Source organism: Streptomyces griseiscabiei (genome assembly GCF_020010925.1).
Taxonomy (GTDB): domain Bacteria; phylum Actinomycetota; class Actinomycetes; order Streptomycetales; family Streptomycetaceae; genus Streptomyces; species Streptomyces griseiscabiei.
In genome coordinates this window covers 843,977-868,554 of record NZ_JAGJBZ010000001.1, presented here as the reverse complement: position 1 = coordinate 868,554, position 24,578 = coordinate 843,977, and the positions used below count along the sequence as shown (strand labels likewise).

The 24,578-nt window shown below is 70.4% G+C and carries 21 protein-coding genes and 2 tRNA genes; 10 read left to right on the top strand and 13 right to left on the bottom strand.

Annotation, left to right across the window (positions count from 1 at the left end):
• Positions 1-75 precede the first annotated feature (75 nt).
• Positions 76-738 carry a mycothiol-dependent nitroreductase Rv2466c family protein gene (locus J8M51_RS03735; protein ID WP_086755917.1) on the top strand — a complete coding sequence of 221 codons (663 nt, stop codon included), beginning with the start codon at positions 76-78 and terminating at the stop codon, positions 736-738.
• Between the two features lie 170 nt (positions 739-908).
• On the opposite strand, the gene J8M51_RS03730 is transcribed toward J8M51_RS03735, so the two are convergent.
• The 8 genes from J8M51_RS03730 to J8M51_RS03695 all read right to left on the bottom strand — a co-directional run bounded on the left by J8M51_RS03730 (position 909) and on the right by J8M51_RS03695 (position 9,660).
• Complete coding sequence (locus tag J8M51_RS03730) at positions 909-1,124, bottom strand: hypothetical protein (protein WP_086755916.1); 216 nt, start codon at positions 1,122-1,124, stop codon at positions 909-911.
• 379 nt (positions 1,125-1,503) lie between these two features.
• Positions 1,504-2,898 (bottom strand): amino acid permease, encoded by a 1,395-nt coding sequence (locus J8M51_RS03725; RefSeq protein WP_086755915.1) that lies wholly within the window; start codon positions 2,896-2,898, stop codon positions 1,504-1,506.
• 113 nt (positions 2,899-3,011) lie between these two features.
• Positions 3,012-3,947, bottom strand: coding sequence for a TauD/TfdA dioxygenase family protein (locus J8M51_RS03720; RefSeq protein WP_086755914.1), 936 nt, complete (start codon positions 3,945-3,947; stop codon positions 3,012-3,014).
• A gap of 11 nt (positions 3,948-3,958) precedes the next feature.
• Positions 3,959-5,329 carry an LLM class flavin-dependent oxidoreductase gene (locus J8M51_RS03715; protein WP_086755920.1) on the bottom strand — a complete coding sequence of 457 codons (1,371 nt, stop codon included), beginning with the start codon at positions 5,327-5,329 and terminating at the stop codon, positions 3,959-3,961.
• A 38-nt stretch (positions 5,330-5,367) separates the two neighbouring features.
• Entirely contained in the window at positions 5,368-6,168 is an 801-nt protein-coding gene (locus J8M51_RS03710; protein ID WP_086755913.1) for an ABC transporter ATP-binding protein, read from the bottom strand.
• Positions 6,144-7,064: an ABC transporter permease gene (locus J8M51_RS03705; RefSeq protein WP_398855479.1), complete on the bottom strand. Its 921-nt coding sequence runs from the start codon at positions 7,062-7,064 to the stop codon at positions 6,144-6,146. The genes J8M51_RS03710 and J8M51_RS03705 overlap by 25 nt, the downstream gene beginning before the upstream one ends.
• Positions 7,061-8,125, bottom strand: coding sequence for an ABC transporter substrate-binding protein (locus J8M51_RS03700; RefSeq protein WP_086755912.1), 1,065 nt, complete (start codon positions 8,123-8,125; stop codon positions 7,061-7,063). The genes J8M51_RS03705 and J8M51_RS03700 overlap by 4 nt, the downstream gene beginning before the upstream one ends.
• Before the next feature lie 257 nt (positions 8,126-8,382).
• Positions 8,383-9,660 (bottom strand): ROK family protein, encoded by a 1,278-nt coding sequence (locus J8M51_RS03695; RefSeq protein ID WP_267298959.1) that lies wholly within the window; start codon positions 9,658-9,660, stop codon positions 8,383-8,385.
• A gap of 483 nt (positions 9,661-10,143) precedes the next feature.
• Here J8M51_RS03695 and J8M51_RS03690 point away from each other — a divergent pair, with 483 nt between their 5' ends.
• Positions 10,144-10,725: a biotin transporter BioY gene (locus J8M51_RS03690; RefSeq protein ID WP_216591628.1), complete on the top strand. Its 582-nt coding sequence runs from the start codon at positions 10,144-10,146 to the stop codon at positions 10,723-10,725.
• A 52-nt stretch (positions 10,726-10,777) separates the two neighbouring features.
• Here J8M51_RS03690 and J8M51_RS03685 read toward each other — a convergent pair whose 3' ends face one another.
• Positions 10,778-11,551, bottom strand: a complete 774-nt coding sequence (locus J8M51_RS03685; RefSeq protein WP_086764536.1) for a cell wall protein — start codon at positions 11,549-11,551, stop codon at positions 10,778-10,780.
• Between the two features lie 273 nt (positions 11,552-11,824).
• Between J8M51_RS03685 and J8M51_RS03680 the strand changes: the two genes are divergently transcribed.
• Entirely contained in the window at positions 11,825-13,597 is a 1,773-nt protein-coding gene (locus J8M51_RS03680) for a serine/threonine-protein kinase (protein WP_267299284.1), read from the top strand.
• On the opposite strand, the gene J8M51_RS03675 is transcribed toward J8M51_RS03680, so the two are convergent.
• Positions 13,584-15,062: an amino acid permease gene (locus tag J8M51_RS03675; RefSeq protein WP_086764831.1), complete on the bottom strand. Its 1,479-nt coding sequence runs from the start codon at positions 15,060-15,062 to the stop codon at positions 13,584-13,586. The genes J8M51_RS03680 and J8M51_RS03675 overlap by 14 nt on opposite strands.
• Before the next feature lie 277 nt (positions 15,063-15,339).
• On the opposite strand from J8M51_RS03675, the gene J8M51_RS03670 reads away from it, so the two are divergent.
• Complete coding sequence (locus J8M51_RS03670) at positions 15,340-15,825, top strand: ribose-5-phosphate isomerase (protein WP_086764834.1); 486 nt, start codon at positions 15,340-15,342, stop codon at positions 15,823-15,825.
• 143 nt (positions 15,826-15,968) lie between these two features.
• Entirely contained in the window at positions 15,969-16,820 is an 852-nt protein-coding gene (locus J8M51_RS03665) for an Fpg/Nei family DNA glycosylase (protein WP_086764303.1), read from the top strand.
• Positions 16,821-16,839: 19 nt separating this feature from the next.
• Here J8M51_RS03665 and J8M51_RS03660 read toward each other — a convergent pair whose 3' ends face one another.
• A complete protein-coding gene (locus J8M51_RS03660) occupies positions 16,840-18,096 on the bottom strand; it encodes a GNAT family N-acetyltransferase (protein WP_086763042.1) in 1,257 nt (418 codons plus the stop codon).
• Positions 18,097-18,321: 225 nt separating this feature from the next.
• Between J8M51_RS03660 and J8M51_RS03655 the strand changes: the two genes are divergently transcribed.
• Complete coding sequence (locus J8M51_RS03655; protein ID WP_086763040.1) at positions 18,322-19,494, top strand: PP2C family protein-serine/threonine phosphatase; 1,173 nt, start codon at positions 18,322-18,324, stop codon at positions 19,492-19,494.
• Positions 19,495-19,698: 204 nt separating this feature from the next.
• On the top strand, positions 19,699-20,187 hold the full coding sequence (locus J8M51_RS03650) for an HD domain-containing protein (RefSeq protein ID WP_267298958.1): 489 nt from the start codon (positions 19,699-19,701) through the stop codon (positions 20,185-20,187).
• 34 nt (positions 20,188-20,221) lie between these two features.
• Here J8M51_RS03650 and J8M51_RS03645 read toward each other — a convergent pair whose 3' ends face one another.
• Positions 20,222-21,427 (bottom strand): acyltransferase family protein, encoded by a 1,206-nt coding sequence (locus tag J8M51_RS03645; RefSeq protein ID WP_086762703.1) that lies wholly within the window; start codon positions 21,425-21,427, stop codon positions 20,222-20,224.
• A 502-nt stretch (positions 21,428-21,929) separates the two neighbouring features.
• Between J8M51_RS03645 and J8M51_RS03640 the strand changes: the two genes are divergently transcribed.
• Positions 21,930-22,124, top strand: a complete 195-nt coding sequence (locus J8M51_RS03640) for a hypothetical protein (RefSeq protein ID WP_033526477.1) — start codon at positions 21,930-21,932, stop codon at positions 22,122-22,124.
• A 107-nt stretch (positions 22,125-22,231) separates the two neighbouring features.
• On the opposite strand, the gene J8M51_RS03635 is transcribed toward J8M51_RS03640, so the two are convergent.
• Positions 22,232-22,305, bottom strand: a tRNA-Gly gene (locus J8M51_RS03635).
• A 200-nt stretch (positions 22,306-22,505) separates the two neighbouring features.
• Between J8M51_RS03635 and J8M51_RS03630 the strand changes: the two genes are divergently transcribed.
• Together J8M51_RS03630 and tig are read left to right on the top strand one after the other, a co-directional pair.
• Positions 22,506-22,582 (top strand) — tRNA-Pro (locus tag J8M51_RS03630).
• Positions 22,583-22,791: 209 nt separating this feature from the next.
• Positions 22,792-24,189, top strand: a complete 1,398-nt coding sequence (gene tig / locus J8M51_RS03625) for a trigger factor (RefSeq protein ID WP_086762706.1) — start codon at positions 22,792-22,794, stop codon at positions 24,187-24,189.
• Positions 24,190-24,578 lie beyond the last annotated feature (389 nt).

The following is a 24,578-nucleotide window of genomic DNA, read 5'->3' as shown; positions in this document are numbered from 1 at the left end:
GCAGGGGCGGTCCCGGACGTTGCCGCGTTGTTGCCCCGTAAACCGACCGCGCACCACCGCCTTCCGAGGAGAACCATGTCCGATCAGTCCTCGCAGACCTCCGGCAAGACCCCTGTCGACTTCTGGTTCGACCCGCTGTGCCCCTGGGCCTGGATGACCTCGCGGTGGGTCCTGGAGGTGGAGAAGGTCCGGGACATCGAGGTCCGCTGGCACCTGATGAGCCTCGCCGTGCTGAACGAGCCCAAGATCGACGAACTGCCCGAGGAGTACCGCGAGCTGCTGGAGAAGAAGGCGTGGGGTCCGGTACGGATCGTCATAGCCGCCCAGGAGGAGCACGGCGCCGAGGTCCTCGGTGACCTCTACACCGCGCTCGGCACCCGTATCCACAACCAGGGCGAGGGCCCGGAGAAGGAGACGGTCGCCGCCGCCCTGAAGGACGTCGGCCTCCCCGAGTCCCTCATGGACCACTGGGACTCCACCCCGTACGAGCCGCAGCTGCGCGCCTCCCACAAGGAGGGCATCGACAAGGTCGGCCAGGACGTCGGCACCCCCGTCATCGCCGTCCCCGGCGCCGACGGCGAGCAGATCGCCTTCTTCGGCCCCGTCGTCACCCCCGCGCCCCAGGGCGAGGAGGCCGCCAGGCTCTGGGACGGCACCCTCCTCGTCGCCTCGGTCCCCGGCTTCTACGAGATCAAGCGCACCCGCACGCAGGGCCCGGACTTCAGCAACCTGATCTGATGCTGGTCTTTTAGGGCTCGGTTCGCCTCCGGGGCGCCTGAGCCTGTGTCGAGACGGCGATCGTGCTCGGCCCTCCTTCGTCGGGCGCTGCGCGCGTTCGCCGTCTCGACACAGGCGCGCCCCTTCGGCTCACTCGCCTCAAGGTGACCGGTGGCCGGTGGCCGGTCAGGTCAGCGGAAGGACTCGGGGAGGGACAGGCCCTCGTTCTGGTTGCCCCAGGGCTGGACGAACAGGCAGCGCCCCTTCTCGCCGTGGTTGCCGCAGCGCCACCAGCCGGCCGGGTTCTTGCCCAGGGACCTCAGGTGCTCCTGGACCTCCTTGTCGACCTCGTGGAACGGCAGGGGCTTGCCGCCCCCGCAAGGGGGGCAGTGCTTGTAGCTCGGCATACGACCTCCCGGTCCGGTCGGCCGGATCGGGCACCCGGCCGGAAAACGGGAGCTTAGGGCGAAAGTTCGGGAAACCGTCAGACCGGAATGCGTCCCGCCACGGCGTTTTCCGGCACCCCGCAAGGCGAGAACCCCCGCGAGTCACGTCCTCGCGGGGGTTCTCCTTTTTCCGCCTGCCCGGTGAAGGTTGAGAAGACGATCACGAGCAGAGCGTCCGGGGCAGCGGCTCGGGGAGCCGCCTCCGACCTCTTATTGCAAAATACTTGCAAGTACAGGCTAGTGGCAAGAGACTGTGGGGGCGTGCCCGGCACGCGAAAGGGCCCTCGCGCGAACCGACCGTCCGTCCTCCGCGCGAGGGCCCTGAAGTGTGCGAGCGATGTCAGCGCGTGGCGCGCGCCCGCTGCCGGGCGTAACCGACCGCCGCCAGGATCAGCGTCATCCCGCCCGTCCAGAACAACTGCGTCCGCGTCCCCGGCTCCCGCGCCATGAGGACGAAGACGGCGGCCATCCCCGCGAGCGCCACCCAGGTCAGCCAGGGGAACGCCCACATCCGCACGACCAGCCGCTTGGGGGCCTCACGCTCGATACGGCGGCGCAGGAGCAACTGGGAGACGGCGATGAGGATCCAGACGACGAGGACGACCGCGCCGATCATGTTGAGGAGCCAGGGGAAGACGTCGTCGGGGCGCCAGTAGCTCAGCAGGACGCAGAGGAAGCCGAAGACGCTGGAGGCCAGGACAGCGATCCGGGGAACCCCGCCCGACACCCGGCCGATCGCCTTCGGGCCCTGCCCGCGCGCCACCAGGGAGTACGCGATCCGCGAGGAGCCGTAGATGTTGGCGTTCATCGCGCTCAGCAGGGCCACCAGGACGACCACGTTCATCACCTGACCGGCGCCGGGGATGCCCAGGTGGTCGAGGGCGGCGACGTACGGGCCCTTCTCCACGACCTCCTTCGAGTCCCACGGGACGAGGGTGACGATGACCGCCATGGAGCCGATGTAGAAGAGGGCGATCCGCCACATCGCCGTGCGGACCGCCGACGCCACGCCCTTCACCGGGTCCTCGGACTCGGCCGCCGCGATCGTCACGGTCTCCAGACCCCCGTACGCGAAGATCGACGCCAGCAGGCCGACGACCAGGCCGTCGGCGCCGCCCGGCAGCAGACCGCCCTCGCCGGTGAGGTTGGTGAGGCCGGGCGCGTCGGTGCCGGGCAGGACGCCGGCGACGGCCAGCACACCCAGCACCAGGAACAGGGCGATCGCACCGACCTTCAGCGCGGCGAACCAGAACTCGAACTCGCCGAAGTTCTTCACGGCGGCCAGGTTGGTGCCGAGGAACACCAGCATGAACAGCGCCACCCAGGCCCACTCGGGCGTCCCGGGCAGCCATCCCGTCACGATCTTCGCGGCGCCGATGCCCTCCAGGCCCACGGCCGTGCAGAGCAGCACCCAGAACGACCAGCCGGCCGTGAAGCCGGCCCATGGACCGATGGCGCGTTCGGCATGCGCGGAGAAGGAGCCCGAGGAGGGGTGCGCGGCGGACATCTCGCCGAGCATCCGCATCACCAGCATGACGAGGAGCCCGGAGAGCGTGTACGCGAGCACGATCGACGGACCGGCGGCGGCGATGCCCGCCCCGGACCCGACGAAGAGACCCGCGCCGATCACACCGCCGAGGGCGATCATCGACAGATGGCGCTGCTTGAGGCCGTGGGACAGGGCGGCGCCGGGCTCCTGCGAAGCCTCGGAAGCCTTGGTGGGGGTGCTGGGCATGGGCGCGGCTCGTCCAATGCGTGAGATGGGCAAAAACGCCGCCAGTCTGAACAGCCCCTCCACGGGCATGGAGGGGCTGTCCGCTATCCGGACGCGACCGGCACGGAAGGTGACTACGCCGCTACGGGTGTGACCTCCTCCGGGGCCGCCACGGACTCCGGGGCCGCCACGGACGTGTAGTGCGAGGCGTCCCCCTCGATCGAATGGCTCTCCTTGCCCTCGATGCCCGCCGGCACGTCACCGGCGACGGTCACCCGGTGCAGACGGCGCGGCAGACCGTCGTAGTTGTCGATGGCGTAGTGCTGGGTGATGCGGTTGTCGAAGACGACGAGCTGGTTCTCCGACCAGCGGTGGCGCAGCACGTTCTCCGGCCGGGTCACATACGACTGGAGCAGGTCGAGGAGCTTGCGGGACTCGCCGAGCGACAGCCCGACGATCCGCTGCGCGAACCCGCCGATGAACAGCCCGCGTTCACCGGTCAGCGGATGGACGCGGACCACCGGGTGGGCCGTGCGGTACTTGATCGAGGTGAACCGGGCGCGCTGTTCGGCCTTCTCCGCGTCGATCTCCTCGTCCGGCACCGCGTAGTCGTAGTCGTTGGTGTGCTCCGCCCACAGGCCGTCGGCCAGCCGCCGCAGCGGCTCGGGCAGGTCCCGGTAGGCCGCCGCCGCGTTCGCGATCAGGGTCTCGCCGCCGTACGGCGGGATCGTGATGCTGCGCAGGGTGGTGGCCTGCGGCGGGTTGAGGACGAACGTGACGTCGGTGTGCCAGTGGTTGGCGCGGCCCCGCTCGCTGTCCACGGGCAGGACGTTCGCGGCGCCGTCGACGGCGGCCACCGTCGGATGGGCGGTGGTGACGTCGCCGAAGTGCCGGACGAAGGCCTGATGGGACTCGTCGTCGAGGTTCACGTCGTCGAAGACGAGCGCCTTGTGGACGTTGAGGGCCTCACGGAGGGCGGCGACCGTCTCCTCGTCGAGGGGCTGGGAGATGTCGACGCCGAAGACACGGGCGCCGATGTTCGCGGTGACCTTCTGGATCTCGATGGACATGGTCGGTCCTTTCAGACGAGGGCGGGTGCCGATACGGGGGCGGACGCGGGAGCGGACGGGCCGATGTGCTGGTTCGCGGGGCGCGGAAGGCCGTAGCGGTCGCGCAGGGTCCGGCGCGGGCCGTACTCGGTGCGCAGCAGACCGCGGGAGCGCAGGATCGGGACGACATGCTCGACGAAGGCGTCGAGACCGGACGGCAGCACCGCGGGCATGATGTTGAACCCGTCGGCGGCACCCCGCGCGAACCAGGTCTCGATCTCATCGGCGACCTGCTCAGGAGTCCCGGCGAAGGTGAGGTGCCCGCGCCCGCCGCCCAGCCGCCCGATCAGCTCCCGTACGGTGAGCCGGTCGCGCCGGGCCAGCTCGACGACGAGCGTGTAGCGGCTCTTGGCCCCCTCGATCGCGCTCTCCGGCGGCAGATCGTCGGGCAGCCGGGCGTCCAGCTCCAGGGAACCGGCGGGCAGTTGCAGCAGCCGTTCCAGATTGCCCACGCCGTGCGTGTACACGATGTGGTCCTCCAGGACCCGCTCGGCCGCCCGTGCCTCGGCCTCCGTGGACCCGAGGACGGGCACGATCCCGGGCAGCACCTTGATGTGCCCGGGGTCCCGGCCGGCCGCGACCGTACGGGCCTTGAGGTCGGCGTAGAACGCCTGCGCGTCCTCGATGGTCTGCTGCGCGGTGAACACGGCCTCCGCGTACCGGGCGGCGAACGCCTTGCCGTCCTCGCTGGACCCCGCCTGCACCAGCAGCGGATAACCCTGCGGCGAACGCGGCACGTTGAGCGGTCCCTCGACACTGAAGTACGTGCCCTTGTGCCGGGGCGGATGGATCTTCGTGTCGTCGCCCCAGACACCGGACTCCTTGTCGGCGACGATCGCGTCGTCCTCCCAGCTGTCCCAGAGCTTCAGGGCCACGTCGAGGAACTCGGCGGCCCGCTCGTACCGCCGGGCGTGCGCGGGCTCGGCGTCCAGACCGAAGTTGCGGGCGGCCTCCGCGCCGGCCGTGGTGACGATGTTCCAGCCCGCCCGGCCGCCGCTGAGGATGTCCAGCGAGGCGAACTTGCGGGCCAGGTTGTAGGGGGAGTTGTAGGAGGTGGAGGCGGTCGCGATCAGCCCGATGTGCTCGGTCGCCGTCGCCAGCGCGGTCAGCAGCGTGAGCGGTTCCAGGGCGCCCGCCGGGCGCTGGCCCACACTGCCCCACAGCTGCGGCCCGTCGGCCAGGAAGAGCGAGTCGAAGGTGCCGCGCTCCGCGATCCGGGCCAGCCGGACGTAGTGGTCCAGCTCGACGTGCGCGTACGGGTCGGACTCCGGCAGCCGCCACGACGCCTCGTGGTGGCCGGTGTTCATCAGGAACGCGTTGAGGTGGAGCTGTCGTGCGGGCACGTGTCTGTTCTCCCGGGTCACGGGTGATGCGGAGGTGGTCACTGGTGGTCCTCTTTCACGCCGAGCGCGGCCAGCAGCCGTTCGCGGTACTCGCCCAGCAGGGGGTCCCGGTACGAGCGGGGGTGCGGGCGGTCGATGGTCAGGTCGAGTCCGATACGGCCCTCTTCGAGCACGAGGACCCGGTCGGCGAGCACGATCGCCTCGTCGACGTCGTGGGTGACGAGCAGGACGGAGGGCCGGTGGCGCTCCCACAGCTGCCGCAGCAGGGTGTGCATCCGGATCCGGGTGAGCGCGTCCAGCGCGCCGAACGGCTCGTCGGCCAGCAGCAGTTCGGGGTCGCGGACCAGGGAACGGGCCAGTGCGGCGCGCTGGGCCTCACCGCCGGACAGCTCGTTCGGCCAGGCGCGCTCGCGGCCCTTCAGCCCCACCTCGGCGAGGGCCTCGCGGCCCCGGGCGGCGGCCTCCTTGCCCTCCGCGCCGAGCAGTACGTTGTCGAGGACCCGGCGCCAGGGCAGCAGCCGGGAGTCCTGGAAGACGACGGACACCCTGCTCGGCGCGGTGAGCCGGCCGCTGCCCGCCACCTCGTGGTCGAGCCCGGCGACCGCCCGCAGCAGTGTGCTCTTGCCGGAGCCGCTGTGCCCGAGGAGGGCCACGAACTGCCCGGCGGGGATGTCGAGGTCGACGCCGTCGAGCACCTTGCGCCCGTCGAACGACCGGGTGAGGTCCCGGAGTTGTACGGCGGGACGGTCGAGGGTGGCCGTGGAGGCGGCTGCCGTGGTCGTGGCCGCCGGCTCTTCCGTGCCGGTGGCCGTCGTCAGCTGCTCAGTGTGCGTCGCCATGACAGCACCCTCCGTTCGATGAGACGGACCGCGCTGTCGGAGACCAGGCCGAAGATCCCGTAGACGACCAGGCCGACGAGGATGACGTCGCTCTGGCCGTAGTTGGTGGCCTGGAACATCATGTAGCCGAGTCCGTTGGTGGCGTTGATCTGCTCCAGCACGACCAGGCCCAGCCAGGAGCCGGTCACCCCGAGCCGCAGACCGACGAAGAAGCCGGGCAACGCGCCGGGGATGACGATCTGCCGGACGAACTGGAACCTCGACAGGCCCTGCACCTCGGCGAGTTCGACGAAACGGCTGTCGATCCCGGCCAGCGCGGCATGGGTGTTGAGGTAGATCGGGATGTAGACGACGATGGCGATGATCGCGATCTTGAAGGTCTCGCCGATGCCCAGCCAGAGGATGAACAGCGGGATCAGACCCAGGGTCGGGATCGCCCGGTTGAGCTGCACGGTCCCGTCGATCAGCGCCTCGCCGGTCCGGCTGAGCCCGGAGGCCAGGGCGAGCACGATCCCGGCGGTCAGCCCGATCGCGAAGCCGGAACCGGCCCGCTGCAGCGAGGTCACGATGTCCGTCGGCAGCGTCCCGGCCGTCCACAGCCGCACCCCCGACTCCAGCACCGTCCAGGGTGCCGGGACCGCCGCCGGATCGAGCTGCCCGGCGGCGGAGGCGGCGGCCCACAGGGCGAGGAACAGCACCGGCCCGACGAGCCGGGCGGCGGGCAGCCGCTTGCCGGGGGAGAGCCTGCGGCGCCTGCGGACCTGGGCGTTCTCCGCGCCGGTGCCGACCGCGGCGGCGGCGGTCTTCCCGACCGGGGCGGCGGCCGCGGCACTCGTGGCCGTGGCACTCGCGGTTGCGGCACTCGTGGTCACGGCACTCGTGGTCACGGCGCTCACTTCCGGTACTCCTCGGCGACGGCCTTCGCGGCGATGTCCTCGAACCGCCGGTCGAAGAGCGAGCCGACGTCGAACTTCTTCACGAAGCCGCCCTCCGCCAGCAGATCCGCGGTCTCCTGCTCCCACTTGATCGCCTCGTCCCAACTCGGCGGGAACAGCGGCTTGTTGGCGAGTTCGGTGATCGACTCGGCCTGGGCGGTGGTCAGGTTCTGGGTCTTCACGTAGAACTCCTCGTTCCAGATGTCCGGGTTCTCGTACTGCCAGACCGCGCCCTTCGCCCAGAACGGGATGTACGCGGCGACGGCGGCCACCTTGTCGGCGTCGGCGAGGACCGAGGCAGGCGCCCACAGCAGGCTGAGCAGGTCCACCACATCGGTGGGGATCGTGCGGGCGCCCTTGGCCTCGTACTGCTGGAGATAGGCGGGCGCCTGCTGGTTGGCGAGCGGGGCGACGTCGACCTGGCCCGACTGCAGGGCCGTCAGGAACTGGTTGCTGGTCAGCGGGACGAGTTCCGCGTCGTCGTAGGCGAGTCCCGCCTCCTTCAACGCCCGCAGCAGCACGACACCCTGCGCCTGCCCCTGCGAGAAGGCGAGCTTCTTTCCCCGGAAATCCTTCACCGAGGTGATGTCGCTGCCGGGCTTGGTGGCGAAGAGATAGTTCGGCTTGCGGGTGACGTTGATCGCGACGATCTTCGCGTCGTAACCCTGGTAATGCGCCTGGATCGGCGGGATTCCCGCGTTGTTGGCGACGTCCAGCGAACCCGAACGGAAGGCGTTGATGACATCGGGGCCGGCCCCGATGTTCGCCCAACTGCTCACCCGGAAAGGCAGTTTGCCGAGTTTCGCGAGCTTGAGCTGCAATTCCTGCTGCCCCTGGAAGGAGGAGATCTTCAGGCTCGTGCCCGAGGGCACCTTGGTGGGCAGAGGCGCGTCCGCGGCCACCTGGGCGGTCGCCGTGCCGCTGTCGGCGCAGCCGCTGAGCCCGGCCGCCGCGGCCGTGACGCCGAGCAGAGAGGTGAGGAAGAGTCGCCGGTCGAGACCGGGCGCGGCGGAAGAAGGCATGGGAGGACCCCCAGAGGGAAACGGTGCGACTGCGCACGGAATTGCGCACGAAACGGCGCACGGTGGCGCACGGAAGGAATCCGCGGAAGCGGACGGAGATTTCACGCAGAAGGAAGTGCCGCGTCGGCCGGAGTGCGAGAGGGACTCCGGAACGTCAACGTGTCAGCAACAGAGGGTGCGACAGCTCGTGAGCAGCATGAATACGATGTTCCCGGTCTTCGGTGACGCCTGTCAACATTCGGAGTTTCTGAATTAACTCAGCCTCGGTGAGCCATGGCGCCGGCCCGCGTCGCGGGCGCGCCGAGGCGCTCCACGGCCCCCAGCGGGTCCCGGTAGAGCACGTCCAGGGCCACCGCCCCGCCCGCCGTGGCCAGTACGGAGTCGGGGAAGCTCGACGGCCCCACGGCCGCCGCCCGGTCCGCCCCGACGGCCTCGTGCACCGCCGCCAGACAGTCCGCCCGGCCGATGACGCCGATCTCGGTGACGACCACGGTCTCCGGGTTCAGCACGTCGAGCAGCAGCTCCGCGGCCCGCCCCACCATCCGCGACCGCTCCACCAGCAGCTGTACGGCCCTGGCGTCGCCGCCCGCCGCCGCGTCCAGCACCCGCAGCGGGTTCTCCCCGTCGACGACCCCGGCCGCACGGGCCCGCCGGCACAGCGTCCGCTCGCTCAACTCCACCTGGAGGCAGCCGGTCCGTCCGCAGTCGCAGGGCTCCGTACCACCGGGCAGCGGCAGATGGGCGATCGACCCGGCCTGTGAACGGGGCCCGTGGTGCACCTCGTCGTTGGTCGCGAACGCCGCGTCGACCATGTTGCCGACGAACAGATGCAGCACGCTCCGGCTGCCCCGCGCCCGCCCGAACAATTGCTCGGCACCCACCAACGCCCGCGCGTGCCCGTCCACATGGACCGGCAGTCCGGTGAGGCCGCCGAGCAGCTCCCGCACCGGCACCTCGCGCCAGCCCAGCAGCGGATGCTCGACGACGGTCCCGGTCTCCCGGTCCACCCAGCCACCGGCCGCGAAGCCGACCGCCAGGGGACGGCTGCCGGGCGCCGCGTCGAGCAGGGCCCGGAGTGCGTCGGCGGCCCGCGCCAGGACGGTGGCCGGATCGGTGGGGCCGTGCTTCGACCGCCGCTCCACGAGGACCCGGCCGCGCAGATCGAGCAGCGCGACCGTCGTGTACGGCACGGCCACATGCACCCCGGCCACCACGAACCGCGAGTCGTCCAGGTCGAGGGGCACGTGCGGGCGCCCCGACGCCTTGGAGCGGCGCGGCGGTTCGGCCTCACGGATGAGACCGAGCGCCGTGAAGCGGGCGCAGTAGTCGGTCACCGAGGCCGGCGACAGACCGGTCACCCGGGCGATGGTGCTGCGCGCCACGGGCCCGTGCTCCAGCACGGACCGCAGCACCACGCTGGCGCTGGTCCGCCGCCGGTCGCTGTCGGCGACCCGGGGCACGGGAGAGGGGGCCGGGGCGGCGGGGGGAGGAGGGGCAGGGGCGTGAAGAGTGGGTGCCGTCGCGGCACGGGGCATGGCGATCATCCTCGGGAACGGGTCCGACACTGCGCCGTCTCGAAGGGCGAGGAGTGCCGGAGCCGCCTCACCCGGATCGGCGACAGGTGGCCGTGCCCACGCGTCGCAGGTCGACGTAGCGACGCGACGAGAAGTACCGGGCCTGAGCAACCATGCGCTCGAAGCTAGCAAAGCGGTCCACCGCTGCCCAGACCGCGACCGACGGGCGAGACGGCGGCTGTCCACGCCGACGAACCGAGCGGCCCACGCCCACAGACCGATTGGAGAAACCCTACAGATCCGCTCCGACGCCCCGTCAGGACCGAAGCCGCGCCACCTCAGTGACCGGCATCACGCCGTATCAGGTGTAACTCGCATCCTTTGTGTGAAGCCCACCAAGTCGCTGTTCCGCTCTTTGTCGACCGCTGACGGTGCCCGGTGCGCGGGCCCCGGGATAGCGTCACCGTGTCCCCGCCCTCGTCACCCGCCGGAGTGAGCCCGCCCATGAGCACCGCCGCCACCACAGCCCGCCCCGGCGAGGTCCTCGCCGACCTCCTCCCCGCCTCCGGCACCCGTGTCCGGGACATCGCGCTCGTGGTCGGCGGCGCCGCGTTCACCGGGCTCGCCGCCCAGATCGCCGTACCCGTGCCGGGCTCCCCGGTCCCGGTCACCGGCCAGACCTTCGCCGCGCTGCTCGTCGGCACCACGCTCGGCGCCGGCCGCGGTGCCGCCGCGCTCGGCCTGTACGCGGTGGTCGGTCTCGCCGGTGTGCCGTGGTTCGCGAACGGCACCTCCGGCGTCGGCGTCTCCTTCGGCTACATCCTCGGCATGATCCTCGCCGTCGCCGCCGTGGGCGCCCTGGCCCGTCGCGGCGGCGACCGCTCCACGCTGCGCATGGCGGGCACGATGCTCGTCGGCGAGGCGATCATCTACGCCGTCGGCGTCCCGTACCTCGCCGCCACCGCGCACATCGGCCTCACCGCCGCCGTGGCCGCCGGCCTCACCCCCTTCCTGATCGGCGACGCCCTCAAGGTCGCCCTGGCCATGGGGCTGCTGCCGACGGCCTGGAAGCTGCTGAACAAGTAGCGCCGTTCAGCGCTTACCGGTTTCCTTCCCGGGGTCCCTCCCGGTCGGCGGGTCAGGCCTCGTGCCTGGCCCGCCGCCGGTTCCACCACAGGCCCGCCGTGCCCGCCGAGACGAGCGCGGCGCCGGTCGCGCCCAGCGGCAGCAGACGATCGGCGGGACCGGTCTGCGGCAGCTCGTCCGGCGCGTCACCCTTCCCACCGCCGTTGCCGCCACCGCTGCCGCCGTCACCGCCACCGCCGGGCGTGACCGGGCTGTTGTCGGTGCCGAGGAGCAGCGGCGTGGCGGGCTCGTTGGGTGCCTGGTTGGTCGTGCCGAACGGCACCGGTCCCTGCTGCCAGTACGTCTTGGAGCCGTCGGCGTTCTGCACGGGCAGACAGATGTCGCCCTTCTTGCTCAGATCGAACGTGGCGTCGATCGCATAGGTCTTCGACTTTCCGGCCGCCAGATCGTCGATCGCGCACGCGAAACCGCTGTTCGCGCCGTCGGGAAGATCTCCCTCCGGAATTGCCGAACAACCCTTCACGTTCTTGACCGTCATACCGTCGAAACCGACCACGAGCATTCGGATTTTCCCGCTCGCCTTGCCGCCCTCGTTCTTCACGACGCCGGTGATATCCGTTTCCCCGGACTTGTTGTCGACTTCGATCTTCTTGGACAGCAGCGTCGAGAGCTTCACGTCCGCCGGTGCCGCGTCCATGGTCTTGCCGCCGTGACCGCTCAATCCCCCCTCGTCGTCCGCCGAGGCCGTGAAGCCGAGGATCATCACCGACGTGAACGACGCGGTGAGCAGAGATCCGGCTATGGCAGCCCTACGATGAGAACTCATGTTCCATCCCCCTTGCGTCCCCCTGGGCCGTGCCTGAATTCACGGCCTATGAAGAGGTACCACAAGATTTCTCCGCACTATGCTGGTGCGGCACGAAGTGTGACCAATGCGCGACCAATTGATTCTTCTGTGGCGTCTGCGGTCGGTTGTGGAAGGGTCGCGGAAGGGTTGTCGAAGGGGGGCATGGGGGTGCCGGAAATAACGCGGGGCGGTGTTCCGGGTTTTATCGTGAGCGGCCGTTATCGACTGGTCGAGAGCATCGGCCAGGGCGGAATGGGCCGGGTCTGGCGGGCCACCGACGACATGCTCGACCGGCAGGTCGCGGTCAAGGAGATGCGGATCGACGGCCTCGACCCGGAGGACAGCCTCACCCGGCGCGAGCGGACTCTGCGGGAGGCCAGGGCCACGGCCCGTATCGACCACCCCAACGTGGTCCGCGTCTACGACGTGGTCGACGCGGGCGAACGGCTCTGGATCGTCATGGAACTGGTCGACGGCCGCTCCCTGGAACGCCTGCTGGCGGAGGACGGCCCCCTCGACGTACGCGACACGGCCCGTATCGGCCTCGAACTCGTCGACGCGCTGGGCCAGGTGCACGCGCAGGGCGTCCTGCACCGCGACATCAAACCGGCCAACGTCCTCATCAGGCGCACGGGCGGCCACCGGGCCGTGCTCACCGACTTCGGCATCGCCGCCATCCAGAACGCCGAGGCCCTCACCATGGCCGGCATGCTCGTCGGCTCCCCCGACTACATGGCCCCCGAGCGGGTCTCCGGCCGCCCCCAGGGCCCGCCCTCCGACCTGTGGTCCCTCGGCGCCACGCTCTGCGCCGCCCTCGGCGGTCGTTCCCCGTTCTCCCGCGCGACCACCCTCGCCACCCTCCACGCGGTCCTCTACGAGGAGCCCGAACTGCCCGCCGCGGCGGGCGCCCTCCACGACATCCTCGCCGCCCTCCTGAAGAAGCACCCCGAGTCCCGCCCGGCCCTCCCCGACCTCGCCGAGGCACTGCGCGCCCTCGCCGCGGGCGGCCCACGATCGACCCCACCGGACGAGGTCACCCCACCGGACGCCCCGACCCCGCTGGAGCCACCATCGGAGCCCGGCCCGGCTCCCGCGCCCACCCCCGCAGCAGGGCCCGTACGACCGACCCCGACGGTGCGCGACCAGCCGGACCCCGAACCGCAGGCGAAGCCCGGGCGGCAACAGCCCCCGGCCCCCGAGCGGCGACAGCAGCCCCCGCCTCCCGAGCAGCGGCACACCTCGTCCGCGCGCCCCGACCGAGCCACCACCCACCTGAGCCCCGCACCACGGACCCCTGCTCCCGCTCCGGCCCCCGCCCCCGGTCCCGGTCCCGACCCCGGGCCGCCGGGTGAACTCCCGGGCCCGCCCGCGCCGGCCGGCCGTAGGAGGTCCGCCCGCCGTGCCGGCCTCGTCGCGACCGCCGCCGTGGCGGTGACCGCCGCCGTCGCCGCCGTGGTCGTACCGGCGATGAACGGCTCACCCGGCGACAAGGACGGCGGGAACGGCAGGGACGGCAGGGGCGGCAAGGACGACCGGGCGGTCTCCGCGCCCCCCTCCGCCTCCCCGACCCCCACCGTCGCCGGCACCTCCCGACCGCCCGAACTGCCGCCCGGCGCCCGCACGGAGGCCGGGGTGTTCGCCTGGGTCCCGCCGGACGGCTTCTCGCGCGAGGTGCACGCCGGCGCCGAGGTGCACTACACCTCGCCCGACGGGCGGCAGGAGATCGTCGGCAAGGCCTCCCTCGCGCGCGGCGACCTGCTGGAGCAGTGGCGGAAGAAGGAGGAGAGCACCGCGCAGGGGCCGGGGTACAGCCGCATCCGCCTGGAGGAGACGGAGTTCCGGGGCAGGCCGGCCGTGGTGTGGGAGTACACCGTCACGGCCCAGGAACTGCCCTGGCACGTCCGCTCCCTGGGCTTCGACACCGGCGGCAAGTCCTATCAGCTCACCACCTGGTACCACCCCGGCATCGAGGACCGGGCCCTGCCGGTCTACGAGAAGGTCGAGAAGACCTTCACGCCCCTGTGACCCGGTCCGACTCGTCGGACACCTCGGCCGCGGCGGGGCTCTTCCCGCCGCCGCCGATCCGCTCCTTCACCAGCGCGATACCGACGACGACCCCCGCGACCAGCAGCGACAGCAGCAGGATCTCGCGGTTGCCGTGCTCGGTGTCGGTGAGCATGTAGCCGAGGACGAAGAGGATCAGCCCGATGGTGGCCCACGTCAGATACGGGTACAGCCACATCTTCACGACGAGCTTCTCCGGCGTCTCCCGCTCGATGATCCGCCGCATGCGCAGCTGCGAGAAGCAGATGACGAGCCACACGAACAGGGCGACCGCACCGGAGGAGTTGACCAGGAAGAGGAAGACACCCTCGGGGAAGAAGTAGTTGAAGATGACGGCGACGAAGCCGAAGACGACCGAGGAGAGGATCGCGGCCATCGGCACACCCCGCCCGTTCGTCCGGCCGAACGCGCGCGGCGCGTCCCCGCGCGTGCCCAGCGAGAACGCCATCCGGGACGCGGTGTACAGACCGGAGTTGAGGCAGGACAGCACCGACGTCAGCACGATGAAGTTCATGATCTGCCCGGCGTGCGCGATCCCGAGGGAGTCCAGGGCGGCGACGTAGGAGCCCTTCTCCTTGATCGACGGGTCGTTCCACGGCAGCAGCGTGACCACGACGAAGATCGAGCCGAGGTAGAAGACGCCGATCCGCCAGATGATGCTGTTGGTGGACTTGGTGACGGCCTTCTGCGGGTTCTCCGTCTCGCCGGCGGCCAGCGTGGCGATCTCGCTGCCCATGAAGGAGAAGACGACCAGCAGCACACCGATGAGGATCGCGCCGGCCCCGTTGGGCAGGAACCCGCCGTGGTCCGTCAGATTCGCCAGCCCGGCCTTCTCGGTGCTCGCCCCCGGCAGCACCCCGAACACGGCCAGCCCGCCCACCACGATGAACGCGGCGATCGCGACGACCTTGATCCCGGCGAACCAGAACTCGAACTCACCGTAGGAGCCGACCGACACCAGGTTCGTGGCGGTCAGCACGACCATCACGATCAGGGCCCAGCCCCACTGCGGTACGGCCGGGATCCAGCCCTCCAGGATCACCGCGCCCGCGGTCGCCTCGACCGCGAGCACGACGACCCAGAAGAACCAGTACAGCCAGCCGATCGAGAACCCGGCCCAGCGCCCGAGCGCGCGGTCGGCGTGGGCCGAGAACGACCCCGAGGTCGGGTTGGCCGCGGACATCTCACCGAGCATCCGCATCACCAGCACCACCATCGTGCCGACGAGCGCGTACGACAGGAGGATGCCGGGGCCGGCGGTGGCGATGCCGGAGCTCGACCCGACGAACAGACCGGCCCCGATCACACCGCCGATCGCGATCATCGACAGATGACGGTTCTTGAGACCGGCGTGCAGACCGGGGGAAGGGGGAGAGGAGGAGCCTTGCGAGTCTGCCTGGGACGGCAGTGTCGGCTGCGAGGTCATGGGGGGAGGTTTCCTTTGCGCCGTTGTGGGGACTTCCGTGCGTCTGCCCAGCGACCGCCCGATCGACTCTCGTAAGAGCGGGAAACGAGAGTCGACAGCCGGGGTCCAAGTGGGCCGATGTAAAGATCGGTCCAGTGAATCGGAGGTGAAAGGAATCCTGAACCTTTGAATCCGGATCGTTACTTGAGGTTTACTTGAGGTTCGGTGGCGTACCTCACGTTTCTGCGTCTCCACACCCCGTCGTGCCCCGCCGAAACACGCGTGTCACACTCGGACCATGCGCGTCTACCTCGGCTCGGATCACGCCGGATACGAACTCAAGAACCACCTCGTGGAGTGGCTGAAGGCCGCCGGCCACGAGCCCGTCGACTGCGGGCCCCACATCTACGACGCCCAGGACGACTACCCGCCGTTCTGCCTCCGCGCGGCGGAGCGTACGGCCGCGGACCCCGGGTCCCTCGGCGTCGTCATCGGCGGCTCCGGCAACGGCGAGCAGATCGCCGCGAACAAGGTCGCCGGCGTCCGCGCCGCCCTCGCCTGGAGCGCCGAGACGGCCGCGCTGGGCCGCGAGCACAACAACGCGAACGTCGTCGCCGTCGGCGCCCGGATGCACTCCGAGGAGGACGCGACCAAGTTCGTCGAGACCTTCCTCAACACCCCGTTCTCCGGCGACGAGCGCCACATCCGCCGCATCGACATGCTGGCGTCCTACGAGACGACGGGCGACCTGCCCCCGATCCCGGCCCACCACCCCCAGCCGTAGCCGCGCGGGCCTGAAGAGCAGGGGGCGCAGCCCCCGCTCTTCAGGGGCGCGGGGAACTGCGCGAGCAACCCCCACCGAACCCGCACCCGACAACGCACCCCGAACCACCCCCCACCCACCCTGCCGAACCGCCGGAGGCCCCCGTGCCGGAGGGGCACACCATCCACCGCCTCGCCGAAGACATCCGCACCCGCTTCGGCGGCCGGACCGAAGGCGAAGGCGAAGGCGACGACGGCCGGGGCATCCACGTCACCAGCCCCCAGGGCAAGTTCGCCGACGCCGCCGCCCTCCTCACCGGCACCCCCCTCCACACCGCCGAGGCCCACGGCAAGCACCTGTTCCTGCACTTCGGCGACCCGGACGCCGAGGAACGGGTCCACATCCACCTCGGCCTCTTCGGCAAGGTCACCTTCGGCCCGGCCCCCGCGCCCCCGCCCACGGACACCGTCCGCCTGCGGCTGCGCGGCGCCACCTCGTACATGGACCTCCGCGGCCCCACCACCTGCGCCCTGATCACGGACGCCGAGAAGCAGGCCGTGCACGCCCGCCTCGGCCCGGACCCGCTGCGCCCCGACGACGACCCGGCCCGCGCGTACGCACGCGTCAGCCGCAGCCGTACGACGATCGCCGCACTCCTCCTGGACCAGAAGGTGATCGCGGGCGTCGGCAACGTCTACCGCGCGGAGGTCCTCTTCCGGCACGGCATCGACCCGTACCGCGCGGGCAGGGACATCACCCCGGCGGAGTGGGACGCGATCTGGACCGACCTCGTCGCCCTGATGCGCGAGGGAGTCCGCCACAACCGCATCGACACCGTCCGCCCGGAACACCTCCCGGAGGCCATGGGCCGCCCGCCCCGCGTCGACGACCACGGCGGCGAGGTGTACGTGTACCGCAGGGCCGCCCTGCCCTGCCACAGCTGCGGCGACGAGATCCGCACCGCCGACCTCGCCGCCCGCAACCTCTTCTGGTGCCCCACCTGCCAGCAGAGGTGAACCGGCGCGGCCCTGCGCGCTAGAACCCGTGCGGCAGCAAGGGCGCGACGCCGGACTGGAACCCCAGGGACGCCTCCGCGAGCGCCCCTTCCCGCAACTCCCGCACCCGCCCGGCCCCCGCCAGCGAGGACAGACTCACCCCGCCCAGATAGGCCGACCCCAACTCCCGTACGGAGAGGGAGAGATCGGCGGCGTCGGCGGTCCGCTCGCAGGTCGCGCCCTTGGCGTCGCCGGTGAGCCGCCAACGCCCCTCGTTCCAGGGGCAGAAGGCGTCCTCGACCTCGAACACCACGTCCAGCGGCGCCTGATACGTCCGCGCCCGGAGCGCGGCCCCGACGTCCACGAGCCGCAGATACAGGTCGTCCTTCAGCTGCAGCCCGCACCGCCGCGTGTCCGACACCAGATGCAGCACCGGATCGTCGACCGGCAGCCGGGAAGCGACGACGCGGCGCGTCAGATCGACGTCGAAGAGGAACCGCCACAACGCGGCCCGTACGGCGGGATCCAGCCCCTCCAGCGCGGCCACCTGGACGACCCCCTCCGCCCCGGCCGGCCCCCAGTCCGATTTGACCCGGAACCGCACATACCCGACCACCTCGGACCCGTCCCCGCCCGCACCGGACTCGCCGGGCCGCTCGGCCACCACGCACTGCAGGGGCGACGCCCCGTTCCGCTGCTGCTCCGTGTCGAGCAGACCCAACCGCTCCCAGCCGGGCCGCCGCTCCAGCATCCCCGGCCGCTCCGGCACCCGGCGCGCGTACACCGCCTCGCACACGTCGAGCACCTCGGCGGGGTCCGCGTACCGCAGCCGTACGTCATCGGTGCCGGGCGGTACGGACAGCCGTACCCGGGTGGTGTCGATGTCGGCGGCCAGCCGCTGGGTGGCCAGGCCGTACCCGAACCGGCCGTAGATCTCCGGCTCGGACGCGGTCAGCACGGCCACCGACTCGCCCCAGGACCGGATGTCGTCCAACTGCCGCCGCATCATGGACGTCAGCACCCCGCGCCGCCGGTGCGTGGCCGCGACCCCGACCATGGTGACGCCGGCCGCGGGGACGACGGAACCCCCGGGCACCGTCAGCCGGAAGTCGAACGCCCCGGCCGACCCCACGCACCGATCACCGTCCCACGCCCCGATCGAGCGGTCGTACGGCGTCAGTGCCTGCCACAACTCCCGTTCCTCGGCCGGTTCCAGGGCTCCGCCGAAGGCGCGGAGGAGGTTGTCGTACCAGTCGGTCCAGTCTTCCTTGCGCAGCGCCCGCAGCTCAGTGGTCATACGCCATGCCTAGCAGGGCGCTCCGCCACGAGCGAGCGAATTTGCCCCGCGCGTCGCCGTTCGACGTGGGATCCTTCGCAGGTGCCGCACGGAGGGCGCACGGGGGCAGAGGAAAGCGTTCCGGTGTGAGATCTGTGTGAGATTCGTCGTGAACCGGCCCTCGGAAGGGGGACAAGTAGGACCTCCTGTGCACAGGGGCTGGTCGGATGGATAAGGTCCCGAACAATGGCAGCAGGACGAGAGCGGCGCGCGGCGGCCGATACGTTCACGGCCCGGATGAAGAAGCTGGTTCACCGGGCCCGCACCGGCGTGCGCAAATCCGCCGTCGACTACTTCCGCGGGGACGGCTCCGACTGGATCGCCCTCGTCGGACTGCTGCTGATGATCCCGCTGATCGCCTGCCTCACCCTGATCGACGAGGTCTGGTTCTCACCCGCCGTCCTCGTCCTGCCCATCGTCGCGGGCGGACTGCTGCTCCGCCCCGCGAGCCTCCTCGGCCTGTACGCCGCCGCCGCGAGCGCGCTGATCATCGAGTCCGTGCAACTCGGCCCCTACACCGAGGGCCCGGCCAGAGTCACCCCCGGCATAGTGCTCGTGGTCGCCGCCTGCGGCTTCTTCGGCCTGCTCATCGCCCAGTTCCGCAGCCGGGTCGGCGTCCCCTGGCGGCGCGGCGGCACCATGCTCTTCGACCTGCGCGAACGCATCAGGGTCCAGAGCAAGTTGCCGCAGCTGCCGGCCGGCTGGCACCGCGAGATGGCCCTGCGCCCGGCGGGCGGCCAGTCCTTCTCGGGCGACTTCGTCGTGGCCGCCCGTACGAACGGCGGTCGCACCCTCGAAGTCGTCCTCACCGACGTCTCCGGCAAGGGCATGGACGCCGGCTCCCGGGCACTGCTCCTCTCCGGCGCCTTCGGCGGCCTGCTGGGCTCGCTCCCGCCCCACGCCTTCCTCCCGGCCGCCAACGGCTATCTCCTGCGCCAGGACTGGGACGAGGGCTTCGCGACCTCCATCCACCTCGTCCTCGACCTCGACTCCGGCGACTACGAACTCTTCTCCGCCGGCCACCCGCCGGGCCTCCAGCTCAGCGCCGGCACCGGCCGCTGGGAGGAGAAGGCCGCCGAGGGCCCCCTCCTCGGGGTCTACGACGGCGCCCAGTTCGACCCCGTCAAGGGCTCCCTGCGCCCCGGCGACGTCCTGATGCTGTTCACCGACGGCCTCGTCGAGACCTCCGACCGCGACATCGTCGAAGGCATCGACCGCCTCACCGGCGAGGCCGACCGCTACGTCGCCGGCGGCTTCCACGGCGCCGCCTGGCACCTCATCGAAGCCGTGGCCAAAGACGTCAACGACGACCGAGCCCTCCTCCTCATCTGCCGAGAAGGCCCCACAGCCACAAGGTGAGCACCCCACGCCCTATAGGGGCGCGGGGAACGGCGCGAGAAGCCCCACACACCCGCACCCGCCAACGACTCCACCCCCCCCACCCCATAAGACGCCCAAGGGGGTCAAAGGGGCACAGCCCCTTGAGGACGGGATGGGTAGGGGCGGCGGGGGCGACAACAACTACCGCAACCCACCACACACAGGAGCCCGACCAGGATGAGGATGCCCCCGACCCCCCTCTCCCTCCCCGAGGTGGAGACCCTCGCGAGAACCGCCCACGCCACCCAGACGGACAAGGCCGGCCGCCCCTACACCGAACACCTCCAGGCCGTGGCGGCCGGCGTCCGGGCAAGGGGCGGCGACGAGGACCAGATCGCCGCGGCCTGGCTCCACGACGCCATCGAGGACAACGCCCTCACCGACGCATGGCTGACAGAGGCCCCCCTCACCCCCCGCACGAAGGCCGTGGTCCGAGCCCTCACCAAACGCCCAGGCGAACCCCCGGAGACCTACGCCGCCCGCATCCTCGCCACCCCCGGCGCCCTCCTGGTCAAACAGTCCGACCTCGCCCACAACGCCGACCCCACCCGTCTCGCCGTCCTGGACGCCCCCACCCGCACCCGCCTCACCCACAAGTACGCCCACATGCGAAACCTCCTCGGCCTGCCGGACGAACCGACGGCCGAGGAGGCCCCGAACAACCAGAACTGAGCGGACGGACCGCCTACCGCCTACCGCGTGCCGCCTAGGCCTTGGCGCCGACTTTCCCGCGCTCACGGGCCAGTTCGGCCGCGTCCCGCTTGAACGCCCACTCCATCCTCGGCTCCATCGCGAACCGGAACATCCGCTGCACCGGAGGCGTGCACAGCAGCGTGATCACCGCCGCCGCGAGGAACGTCACGAACAGCGCGCCGACCGGCTGGTACACCCACGCGTTCGCGTCGTACCAGTCCCAGAACCGCGAGCCCTTGGCCAGGAACCCGTGCAGCAGGTAGCCGTACAGCGTGCCCGCGCCCAGCACGGTGAACCACATCTTCCGCCGCGGCACCCAGGCGAAGAAGCAGGTGGTGAGCACCATGGAGCAGCCGAACAGGGCGAAGGTCATCACGATCCCGGCCCACCACGGCGCACCCAGCTCCTGGGCGCTGTCCCGGTGGTAGAACCACGCCGAGTTCATGTCCGGACCCAGCCAGTACGCCAGCGCCAGCGCGCCCGCCGCGACCGGGACGGACAGGATCCGCACCTCACGGCGCCGCATGAACTGGAAGTGCGCGGGCTTCATGAAGAGACCGACGACGAAGAACGGCAGGAACTGCAGGACACGTTGCAGATCCAGGTCGTCACCGATGTCGGGCGAGACGGAGGCGAGCGCCGCGATGGCGAGCGCCACCGGGATCGGCCAGCGCACCACCTTCCACAGCGGGGTCGTCAGCCGCCACACGAACAGCGCGATCAGGAACCAGGTGAGGTACCAGGGGTCGAGCAGGCTGATGGGATGCGAGGGATCGTCGTCGCCCCACCGCTTGAAGAAGGAGTACGCGATCTCGAACAGCACATACGGCACGGCGATACCGGTGATCAGCCGCCGCAGCCGGTCGGGGCGCATGTCGAAACTGCGCGAGAAGTAGCCGGAGATGATGATGAACGCCGGCATGTGGAAGGTGTACACGAACATGTACAGCGCCTCGGCGGCGCGGCTGTGGTCGGTCAGCGGCTCCCACGCGTGCCCCATCGCGACGAGCACGATGGCGAGGTACTTGGCGTTGTCGAAGAACGCGTCACGTTGTTTGGCCGGTCTGGCCTCCGGGGAGGCGCCACTTGGCGTCGGGTCGGGGGACGAGGACTTCAGCGAGCGCGGACTCGGTACTCCGTCGGCCGGCGACGGTGCTGACTGTGCCGGCGGGAGCGGCGCACTCGCTGCGCAAGTGGGGGACGAGGCAGCGGTGAACATCTGAGGCACCCTAGCGTTGTCTGTGCGATTTCGTAAAACCATCGATGTGAATCCTGTATTGAGGGGTACGTGTCACCCCCGGGTACCCCGGATTCGGTGAAGTCGTCATCGGGCAGAGCATCACCGTCCGTACACCGCAAGGCACATGACACGCACCGTTCTGTCCGCATTCATCCCGACTAAATGGTGCATAACATGCGCAGGCGACTCCGGTGGAATGTCCGGTTAATTCCCTTCCTGGGCCTACCCCTTGGTGTGTCTGTGGCAACAATTCGAATTACCTGCGGCCGGGTTGTGTGTGCATGGAAACGATCACCGCGAATTCACTCCCGACGCCCCCTTGTTGACCGGGGGCGCGGGTGGCGCGCGTGCGGTGCCGTGGCCGACGTTGTCTCACCCGCTGCATAGGACGGCCTGGTTGGTGGCACGATGGTCCTGGCGGGGTGCGCGTGGGGTCGGCGCCCCGGGCCGGGAGTGCGGACCGACCGAGGGTGTGATCTGTGTGGCCATTTCGCTGTCAGTGGTGCTCTTGCTGGGGATCATCCTGGTAGTTCTGATGCGGGGAGGGACGATCAAGGCCGGACCGGCCGTCGTCGCCATCCTCTTCGGCTTCTTCCTCGCCTCGACAGGCATGGCCGACGACATCCAACGCTTCCTGAACTCGATAGCGGACACGATCAACTCGATCCAGTTCTGACACCGTCCGCGCCACACGCTGTGAGATGGCTCTCCTCACGGCGCTCTGCCCGTGGAACGACTCAGGGCCAGACGGAGGAGTGATCCTCGGCCTGGCCCTGAGTCATATGGAGCGGGCGACGGGAATCGAACCCGCGTAGCTAGTTTGGAAGACTAGGGCTCTACCATTGAGCTACGCCCGCACAGCTCGCGCCGCAGGTCGGAGGACCGCGGCACTGAAGGCATCGTAGCGGGTCGGGCGCCCCGGCCGCACACCCCTTCCGGTCGCGCCCCTCGACCGCCTCCGTGACCGCTCCCGCGCCCGCCGTCGCACACGCCCGCGCACTCGGTAAATGCGGCAACCGCACGGCCTGCGGGCATGTACCCTACGTGTCGCACCAGACGGGGTGTGGCGCAGCTTGGTAGCGCGTCCGCTTTGGGAGCGGAAGGCCGTGGGTTCAAATCCCGCCACCCCGACCACCGCCCGGGCCGTCGCGCCCGAGGGCGCGTCCGCCACCGGCAAGATCGCCTTTTGGGGCGTGTACCGCCTGCGGTTACTATGCAAGCTGCGCGCCCGTGTGTCTGCACTCTGACGTCTCTCAAGGGCCGCGAATCCTGCCGAAGCCCCGCCCACCCGGCGAGGGACATCGGCAGAAACCCAAGAAGTCAGCCCCCAAGGAGACCGAACCGTGAAGAGCGCCGTGGAGACCCTGAACCCGACCCGGGTTCGGCTCAGCATCGAGGTGCCCTTCGAGGAGCTCAAGGACAGCCTCGACGCGGCGTACAAGAAGATCAACCAGCAGGTCACGGTGAAGGGCTTCCGCAAGGGCAAGATCCCGGCCCGCGTCATCGACCAGCGGTTCGGCCGCGGTGCGGTTCTGGAGGAGGCGGTCAACGACGCGCTTCCGAAGTTCTACACCGACGCGGTCAACGAGGCCGAGCTCAACGTCCTGGGCCAGCCCGAGGTCGACATCACGGAGCTGAAGGACGGCGAGACGCTGAACTTCACCGCCGAGGTCGACGTCCGCCCGACCATCGAGATCCCGGACTACTCCGGCATCGAGGTCGAGGTCGACGCCGTCGAGGTCACCGAAGAGGACATCGAGAAGGCGGTCGAGCAGCTGCGCGAGCGCTTCGCCTCCACCTCCCCGGTCGAGCGGGCCGCCGAGGACGGCGACGTCGTGACGCTCGACCTGGAGGCCAAGGTCGACGGCGAGATCCTGGAGGACGGCGTCGCCGAGGGCGTCTCCTACACCATCGGCTCCGGCGAGCTGCTGGACGGCATCGACGACGCCGTGAAGGGCCTGGAGGCCGGTGGCGAGGCCACCTTCACCTCCGAGCTGAAGGGCGGCTCGGCGGCCGGCAAGGAGGCCGAGGTGACCGTCAAGGTCTCCCAGGTCGCCGCCCGTGAACTCCCGTCCCTGGACGACGAGTTCGCCCAGCTCGCCTCGGAGTTCGACACCATCGAGGAGCTGCGGGCGGACAGCCGCAAGCGCCTGGAGAACATGAAGCAGTACGACCAGGCCACGCAGGCCCAGGAGCGCGTCCTGGAGAAGCTGCTGGAGCTCGTCGAGGTGCCCGTCCCCGAGAAGCTCCTCGAGGACGAGATCAACACCCGCAAGCACAACCTGGAGCACCACCAGCTCGGCCAGATGGGCCTTGACCTGGAGAAGTACCTGGAGATCCAGGGCAAGACGGTCGAGGAGTTCGACACCGAGACCAAGGAAGCGGCCGTCAAGGGCATCAAGACCCAGTTCGTCCTCGACGAGCTGGTCTCCAAGGAGAAGCTGAACGTCAACCAGGAGGAGCTCACCGAGCACCTCATGCGCCGCGCGGCCTCCTCCGGCATGTCCCCGGACCAGTTCGCCCAGGCCGTCGTCCAGAACAACCAGGTGCAGCTGCTCGTCGGCGAGGTCGCCCGCGGCAAGGCCCTGGCCCTGGTCGTCGAGTCCTCCACGGTGAAGGACACCAACGGCGAGATCGTCGACCTGGACGACGACGAGGAGGAGACCACGGAGGCCTCCGCCGAGGCCACCGAGGAGACCCCGGCCGCCGCCGAGGCCGAGGAGAAGGCCCCCGAGGCCTGATCGCTCCGGTAGCAGCTGGATGGCTTACGACGGGCCCCTGGATCACTTGTGACCCAGGGGCCCGTCGGCCTACCCAGGGGCGCGGGGAACTGCGCGACCGGCCACGTACGAGCCGCAGCCGCGTCTGGCACGCCAGGCGCGTCGGCGAGTGCGGCTTGTTCTCGGCCGGCCGCGCAGTTCCCCGCGCCCCTTTCCGGGCCGGGGGCCACAACGCACCCGCTCGACCAGCGGAGCGCATGCGCTGACAGCGAACAGTTCCCTCTGCGGGATTCACCGGCGGAGCCACCGCGTTAGGGTCCATGAATACGAGGGCGGAGCCGTCGGGAAAACGGCTCGGTCCCCGGAAGGGAAACGTGAAGACGGCCCGGCGCCGTCGTAAGACGAGCAGG